At 31.5% G+C, this 8,134-nt stretch carries 9 protein-coding genes and 1 tRNA gene; 8 read left to right on the forward strand and 2 right to left on the reverse strand.

Features of this window, described 5'->3' with window-relative positions:
* The 4 genes from V5784_RS11200 to V5784_RS11215 form a co-directional block, all read left to right on the forward strand.
* On the forward strand, positions 1 to 260 hold a 260-nt coding region (locus V5784_RS11200; RefSeq protein ID WP_336889107.1), incomplete at its 5' end, for an IS30 family transposase.
* A gap of 180 nt (positions 261 to 440) precedes the next feature.
* The gene (locus V5784_RS11205; protein WP_336889108.1) at positions 441 to 566 is read left to right on the forward strand and encodes an ABC transporter permease; all 126 of its coding nucleotides are present in this window, start codon (positions 441 to 443) and stop codon (positions 564 to 566) included.
* A 127-nt stretch (positions 567 to 693) separates the two neighbouring features.
* A complete protein-coding gene (locus V5784_RS11210) occupies positions 694 to 984 on the forward strand; it encodes a metalloregulator ArsR/SmtB family transcription factor (protein WP_336889109.1) in 291 nt (96 codons plus the stop codon).
* A gap of 134 nt (positions 985 to 1,118) precedes the next feature.
* The gene (locus tag V5784_RS11215; RefSeq protein WP_336889110.1) at positions 1,119 to 1,439 is read left to right on the forward strand and encodes a rhodanese-like domain-containing protein; all 321 of its coding nucleotides are present in this window, start codon (positions 1,119 to 1,121) and stop codon (positions 1,437 to 1,439) included.
* Between the two features lie 48 nt (positions 1,440 to 1,487).
* Here V5784_RS11215 and V5784_RS11220 read toward each other — a convergent pair whose 3' ends face one another.
* Positions 1,488 to 2,237, reverse strand: a complete 750-nt coding sequence (locus V5784_RS11220; RefSeq protein ID WP_336889111.1) for a nitroreductase family protein — start codon at positions 2,235 to 2,237, stop codon at positions 1,488 to 1,490.
* Between the two features lie 212 nt (positions 2,238 to 2,449).
* Between V5784_RS11220 and recJ the strand changes: the two genes are divergently transcribed.
* From recJ to V5784_RS11235, 3 genes are all read left to right on the forward strand, one after another.
* Complete coding sequence (gene recJ, locus V5784_RS11225; protein ID WP_336889112.1) at positions 2,450 to 5,020, forward strand: single-stranded-DNA-specific exonuclease RecJ; 2,571 nt, start codon at positions 2,450 to 2,452, stop codon at positions 5,018 to 5,020.
* A 253-nt stretch (positions 5,021 to 5,273) separates the two neighbouring features.
* A tRNA-Ser gene (locus V5784_RS11230) sits at positions 5,274 to 5,361 on the forward strand.
* Between the two features lie 588 nt (positions 5,362 to 5,949).
* Positions 5,950 to 6,654, forward strand: coding sequence for a metallophosphoesterase (locus V5784_RS11235; RefSeq protein WP_336889113.1), 705 nt, complete (start codon positions 5,950 to 5,952; stop codon positions 6,652 to 6,654).
* A gap of 31 nt (positions 6,655 to 6,685) precedes the next feature.
* Here V5784_RS11235 and V5784_RS11240 read toward each other — a convergent pair whose 3' ends face one another.
* Entirely contained in the window at positions 6,686 to 7,663 is a 978-nt protein-coding gene (locus tag V5784_RS11240) for a type I phosphomannose isomerase catalytic subunit (RefSeq protein ID WP_336889114.1), read from the reverse strand.
* Positions 7,664 to 7,949: 286 nt separating this feature from the next.
* Here V5784_RS11240 and V5784_RS11245 point away from each other — a divergent pair.
* Positions 7,950 to 8,134: hypothetical protein (locus V5784_RS11245; RefSeq protein ID WP_336889115.1), on the forward strand; the 185-nt coding region annotated here is incomplete at its 3' end.

Here is an 8,134-nt window from a genome sequence, read left to right on the forward strand (position 1 = left end):
TTGCAGGATTTAAAGAAATAGAAAAAAACTTGAATGTTGATGTTTACTTCTGTAATCCTTATTCGCCGTGGGAAAAAGGTAGCAATGAAAATTTTAATGGAGTGTTGAGACAAACATATCCAAAGGGAACAGTTTTTTCAAAAATACCAGATGATGAGTTAGAAAGAACTGTAGAAAGAATTAGAAATAGACCGCGAAAAGTATTAAATTATTTTACTGCAAATGAAGTTTTCCTTGAAAATATGTGGTGGTGTGCTTGACAAGACTCACCGCCCAAATAAAAGACGGGGAAGATTCGTATTTTTATCTTCTTTCCATGGGAGCCACAAAATTTGAGGCACTCAGAGAGTTTTACAGGAGATCTATCATATCGTCCCTCCAGCCTAGTCTTGCAAATATGGCCACCATTGGGTTGGTGGCTCTACCAGGAATGATGACTGATGACTGGACAAATCTTAGCAGGAGCTTCCCCCTTTACAGCTATTAAATACCAGATAAGTATCATGCTTGCAATCTTTTCTATCAGAGGACTCTCCCTTCTACTTACAACCTTTGTTATAAATTAAGATTGCCTTTGATAAGTTTAGCAGGCTGAGGAGAGATGTGTTTGAATAGACAATCACTTGACATATAGCCAATTAAATTGTATTATTTGAATATACAAATAAATAAATTTTATATAGGAGGTAAAATTTGTTATATTACAAAGATGATCCAGAATTATTTGAAAATAAAGCTAGTGTCTTAAAAGCTCTATCTCATCCTATAAGATTATGCATAGTAAAAAATTTAATTGCAGTAAAAAAAGCCAATGTAACTCAAATGCAACATTGTCTAGAGACACCACAATCTACAATATCGCAACACTTATCTAAATTAAAGGCTGAAAAAATTATCATAGGTGAGAGAAAAGGCTTAGAAGTTTATTATTCCATCTCTAATGAAAAGATAATAAAAATCATCGAAGTTCTTTTTTGTAAATAAAAACTATAGATAAAGGGAATGTAAGTCATGAATATTATAGAAAAAATTAAAACTGGTAATTGACCTATGTTAAAAATCTTAGGTTTAAGATTCGGAAAAAGGGAAAAGCATTCGACATCTCAAAAGACGAAGCTTTGAAGTTCTTAGAAAGCGACAACACTCTAGTCTTAGATGTCAGAACTCCAAAGGAGATAATAGCTATCCCTCCTTTAGTTGAAAATGCTATCATGATAGATTATGAAGATAAAAACTTTGAAAGTGAAATAAAAAAATTGGATAAAAATAAAACTTATGTAGTTGTATGTACCCGTGGAAATTTCGCTAGGGGTGCTTGCATTACTATGGGAAAAAACGGATTTAAATCTATCAAAAGTCTTAAGGGTGGCCTCAACGGTTTTAATAGTGCTCTACATGAGGATAGAAATCATCTTCTGGTAGGAGACTTATATGTTTAGTAAATAAAGAAGATGACTTCTAAATCTGTAGAAGTCATCTTTTTTATCTTACTTCCAGTTTTTAAACCACTGATCTACCGATCTTTCAAAATTTTCCATAAAATCTGAGTTTGTTTTTCTATTATAGAATTCCTCTACAAAAACTTTCCCTTCATTGGAAGTTTTTGAACTAAATTCTTTTTCCTTGGATTCAAACATTGTCTTGAGTTCTGCTTTATCTAGCTTTTTATATTTTTCATCAAAGACAATAAACTCCCTATTGAATCTTTCTCTTTTTACCCTCTTATAATTCTCGGGGTAATATCCAAAGGTCAACATCCCCAAAGGTATGGTATAATCCGGCAGATTTAATAATTCTTTATGGTACTTATAATTTTCCAATATATCTCCTATATAGCAGCTTCCTATCCCTAAACTTTCACCTGCAATCACAGAATTTTCAGAGGCTATCATAGTATCTTCAAAGGCTAGAAGCATCTCTGCATTTCTAGGCCTCCTCCCTTTATTCTGATAGACACCTTCATTTTTATAATAGGTATTCCATTTATTAAAATCGGCAACAAAGATCAGTATATCAGAAGCCGTTCCTATAAATGGTTGAGAATCACAGGATATCGCCAATTTCTTCATAGTTTCCTTATTTTGAATATGAATAATTGAATACATGACCATATTCCCAGCTGTAGGAGCATTGATTGCCGACTCTATTATTTTATTCATATGTTCAGTTGAGATTTTTTTCTTGTCATAATATCTGAGAGATACCCTGTTATTTATAGTTTTCAAAGTTTCATTCATACTTTACCTCCAATTTTTTTATTCTATTATAAGTTTACCACTTTTTATTCTGATAACAAGAAAAAATAATTATGGTAATATATAAACAACAATAACACTTTACTTCCCTTCTCCTAATTTACATTTAGAAATAACTTTTTAATAAATAATTATTTCTAATATTCGTAACCACGTGAAGGAATAGGAAAGGATGAGGTTTTAGGAGGCTACATATGGAAACAAGATGGATGCATAAAGATATACACAATACAACAGAATTTGAGTCCCTTGGGCTCAGTAAAGATTTTCTTAATATCATGATTAACCGTGGGATAGATACCCATGAAAAAATAGAAAAATTTATTAACCCAAAGATAGAAAATATAGTTTCACCCTTTGAATTTGCCGATGTTAAAAAATCTGTAGATAAGATTATAGAAATGGGAAATGCCGAAAAAACAATATTTATCTATGGTGACTATGATGTAGATGGAATAACCTCTACTTCCCTCTGCTATCTGGCTTTAAAAGAGTTAGGCTATAGAGTAGATTACTATATCCCCTTAAGAGATGAAGGGTATGGGCTAAACAAGGAATCCCTATCTCTCATCAAGGAACAGGGAGGAGACCTGGTTATTACCGTGGACTGTGGTGTCTCATCTGTAGAAGAGGTGACATATGCCAACTCCATAGGATTAGAGGTCATCATCACCGACCATCATGATATAAATAATATCTTGCCCCCTGCATATGCTGTGGTGAATCCCAAGAGAGAGGATAACTCCTACAAGTTTGAATATCTTGCTGGTGTAGGAACTGCATTTATGTTGATGATGGGACTCTATGAAACTTTGGGTAGAAAGGAAGAAATCTATCAATATTTAGATATAGTTGCCATCGGCACCATTGCCGATATAGTCCCTCTAAAAGCTGAAAATAGGATCTTTACTAAATTGGGCTTGGAGCAATTAAAACATACAAAACACTCAGGCTTAAAGATCTTACTCCAAACCATCTTTGATGATTTGGAAGTAAAAAAATTCAATACCTATGATGTAGGGTTTATAATAGCACCGATCTTTAATGCTGCCGGCAGATTAGAAGATGCCAAGATGGCAGTTAAACTTCTCATCAGTGATTCTATGGTGGAAGCTCGTGAGATCTCAAAAAAATTAATTGGTCAAAACTGTGAAAGAAAGAAAGTTCAGGCTGATATCTTAGAAAAAGTAGAAGCTGAAATTGAAAAAAATAGATACTATGAAGATAATGTTATTGTTGTCTCTGGAGTGGGATTTCATCACGGAGTAGTGGGAATCGTAGCCTCTAAAATCATAGATAAATACTATAAGCCCACTATAATCATGGAGGAAAAAGATGGTATCTCAAAGGCATCGTGTAGGAGTATCGAGGGATATTCAATTATCGAAGGATTAAATTCCATGAGGGAGATATTTATCAAATATGGGGGTCATGCAGGAGCAGCAGGTTTTTCTATAGATTCCAACAGAGTCGATGAATTCAGAGAAAAAATAAATAAAGATGCAGGTTCTAAATTATCACATGAAGATTATAAAAAACCTGTAAAGATCGATAAGGAGATCAGTTTTACAAAACTCACATATAATTTTAATGATGAATTAGAAAAAGCTGAACCCTATGGTTTTGGAAACGCAACTCCTCTCTTTGAGGTGAAAAATGTCATCTTGGACAGGGTCAGATTGATAGGAAAAGATAAAACCCATATCATGTTTGACGCTGTGTCTTCAGACGGCACCACCTTAAAAAATTGTGTTTGGTTTGGTAGTTCCCATCACTTTGAGAGGTTAGTGGAGATGAAGTCTGTAGATGTAGCCTTTAAATTAAAGGTGGATACGTATATGGATAGGTTTAACGTGAAGATGTTTGTAGAAGATATCAGAGAGGGTAATTCAGAAAAAAATCTATTGAAAGAAAGTATTGATCTCTATGATACGATATTTCCCATGAAAGAAGTGATCTATACCAAAAGAAATATAGATATCAATTCTCCTACGTATCTTGAGTACTCCAATGGAATCACTGTAAACTCAGGGAGATCTATCGTAGGCTATCTTCCCCAACAAACTGAAAGTATATTAAAAAATTTAACCTATGACTACAACTTCAAATTTAAGGTTAAAATTACAGAGATCATAAAAAAAGATGAAAATTACAATATCCACCTCATCATAGATTACGATCATAATTTTAAAACCACGAGTTTGAAAGCTGGTGAGATATTAAAGGATATAAAAACTTTTATTTTAGGAGATTTGGATTATAATTCCCTTCAAAAAGAAATTTTATCCACTATCTTTAGAAAAAAAGAAAATCCTTTGGTTATCTATTCAGGAAACCGTGGGATGAAAACTATAATTTATACCATGGGACTTTGGAATAAACTATACGATAAAAAAACTTTGGTTATTACAAAAGATCCCTTCCCCCATTATTTTTCTGAATTTTTAGATATTTCAGACAGATATAGTGATGGTTATGACTACTATATCTTCTACAACGATCTTCCTGTTAACAAAATTGAAGGTAATTTTATGGTTATCACAAGGGAAGATGTCCATGTAGACGGAACTGTAAAAATAAGTGGTAATTTAACCCTACCTAAAAATATAAATATTTTGGAGGAGTTTGAGATAGTTAAAGACCATGATAAAACCAAGACTTACTACACTAAAAAACTGCCTACTAAGAAAAAAGAGCATATTATCAATAATCTAGATAAATTTGAGATGATCTATTCTACCAATGATATTTTAAGAGTACTTTAAAAAGAAAACTTTTTTTGTCACTAATTTACACGAATAAAACTCAAAATACTTGACGCAGATTAGATGCCGATTTTTAACCCGATTTTATTCTTTTACTTTAATCGCATTTTTTTCTGTGAGATCTGTGTCAAAAAAAACCTTTTTTATCTGTTAATATTTAGTATTTATTGGTAGCTAAGTTTTTAAAATTTTAATTTCAATTAACTTTTATTCTTGCTTTATCCTATAAAGTATAGTATTATAGTTGAGCAGTGGTGAGATGGTCGAGTGGTCGAAGGCGCATGCCTGGAACGTATGTGTAGAGCAATCTACCGAGGGTTCGAATCCCTCTCTCATCGCCATTTATAAAAATTTTAATGCTTCCTAACCAGGGAGCATTTTTTTTAGATTACGAAGGTAATCAATCAGATCTAACTATAAAATCAAAAATAGACTCTTTTGAATATACTTCCTATAATGTTAGTTACAGTAAGTATATTCTATAGGAATTTTTTATTTGCATTTAACTTGACAGGAGGATAGATGAGATTATTTTATTTTTTAACAATAATATTTATTAGTTTAACTATAATCACAGGGATTTTTATGTTTACAGGGTATAAAATGTACCCAAATAAACTTTTATTCTTTATCATCCCAATTATTGGATATTTCCCATTGATTGGCATAATTTTTGGACGAATTTATAAAAGTAGAAGTTTAGAGATATTTACAGGGCATTTTTTATTTTATTATAATTATATGATCTTAGTATCTTTATTTTTATTAGTTGCTTACTTTTTAGGACAAGCTTTAGGCAAAGATTTTTTTACTTTTCTCTCTAATAATCAAAAATTCTTTACCTTTTTTTCAATTTTATTCTTTCTTAGTTTAACTATTATCAGTAGATCTAATTTTGTAAATATAAAAAAGAATATTTTAAAATTTCTTTGCATGGAAAAACTTCTAATTCTACTTTAAGACTAGGATTTTTAAGTGACACCCACTTAAATAGTGTTTTTAATGGAGATAGCCTTGATCGTGCTTTAAAAAAGATGTCAAATGATAAAGTAGATATCGTGTTGATTGGAGGAGATTTTGTAGATAATGATCCTCGCAGAATAAATGGTAATATAAAAGAAATTATATCAAAATATAAGTTCCCAAAGGGTATTTATGCCGTTCTTGGAAACCATGAATATTATGGTGGTGTCGATAGAAATATTCATTTTATTCAGGAATCAGGAATAGAGTTACTAAGAGATGATATTTTAACCATCAATGGTCTTAATATCATTGGAAGAGATGATAAAACTAACGGTAGCAGAAAAGACTTGAAGTCCCTTCTCAAGGGCATAGAAGATTCACCTCTTATTGTCCTAGATCATAATCCTAAAAGTATCAAAGAAAGTTTAGAAAATAATGTAGGTTTACACCTCAGTGGTCATACTCATAATGGTCAACTATTTCCTATGAATCACCTTGTTAATTACCTCTATTTAAATGGATATGGTCATAAAAAAATTAAGACAACTCATACAGTGGTTTCTTCTGGTTTAGGTACTTGGATGATCCCTTATAGAATCAAAAGTAAGAGTGAATACATAATAATAGATATAGATTATTTCTATAAGCCTGTATCAAAAAAAAACTAGAGGATATCCTCTAGTTTTTTTCTCTATAATTTTATAAAAAAGTCTTTAAAATCTCTACTTTCCCCTCTACTGCTACCTCTAATTTAGGAGGTATGTACCATGTATCTCCTTTTTTTATAGGATAGACCAGGCCATCACAAGTTATACTTCCCCCTCCTGCCAAGATGGAATAGATCATAAAGGAATCATTATCTAAATCGTGGTAGCTCTCGTCCAATAACAACTTATCTATATTAAAATATTTGCTTCTAGTAATTTCCTGCTTTGAGCCTCCATCAACCTCCATATTCTTTCTTGTTTCATCGGTAGAAATCTGAGGAGTATTTTCATAATCTATCACTTCCATGGCTTTATCTAAATGAAGATCACGAAGCTTCCCATCAACTAGTCTGTCAAAGTCATAGATTCTATAGGTCGTATCTGAATTTTGCTGTACCTCACATATTAGTACACTCCCTTCTAAGCTTGCATGGATAAGGCCGGGAGTTATATTTATAAAATCACCTTTTTTTATTGAAATAACATTAAATAAATTTTCAAAATCTTTGTTCTTGGTTTTTTGTGCAAAAATTTCTGAAGTTATCCCACTTTTTAATCCCATGATTAACTTAGCGTCCTCACTGGCTTCTAAGATATACCATGACTCAGATTTCCCGAATTCTCCCTCTACTCTCAGAGTATAATCATCGTTAGGGTGTACTTGAACAGATAATCTGTCGTTGATATCTAGGTATTTTATTAGAAGAGGAAACTTCCCCCCATATTTAGAATAGATTTTTTCTCCTACAAATTTACCTTTATAAGTTAAAAATAATTCCTCTAAAGTCTTTCCTTTCAACCCGCCATTCTCAACAAGGCTCATTCCATTTCTATGGGGACTGACCTCCCAAGATTCGCCGTATAACTTATCTGTTGGCAGTTTCATATTTAGTTTTTCACTAAAACTCCTTCCACCCCATATTTTTTCTTTAAACACTTTTTTAAATTTTAATGGATATAATTTTTCCATAAGACCTCCTCTTTTTTACACACTATAATTATACATAAAATATTAAATTTTTACAATCTCAGGTAATTATCATATCTACAACGATATTTTCAAAATAAAAACAACTATACCTTTAATTTTCTTTCCTAAAATCAAAAATATAACACCGAAGTTTATCTGAAAAACTTTAAAATAATTATTAATTTACAAATCGAGTTAATAATACTTACATTCTGATGTTTCGCGGTATATTTTTTTCTAAAAAAGAAATATACTCCTAGTAATAACATTTAAAGGAGTAGCTTTTATGAATAAAAACTTGCTTGAAACATATTCAAATTTTTTAATTGCTTCAACTAAATCTGCTCATTCTACAGATCTACAAAATATTACTGATTCTAAAATCTCTAAAGATTCTATTTATCGATTTCTTAGTTCAGGTCAGTTTTGTGAAAAAAACTTTTGGTTGGCAATTAAACCTACATTAAAATC

The organism is Psychrilyobacter sp. (genome assembly GCF_037132775.1).
Lineage (GTDB): Bacteria > Fusobacteriota > Fusobacteriia > Fusobacteriales > Fusobacteriaceae > Psychrilyobacter.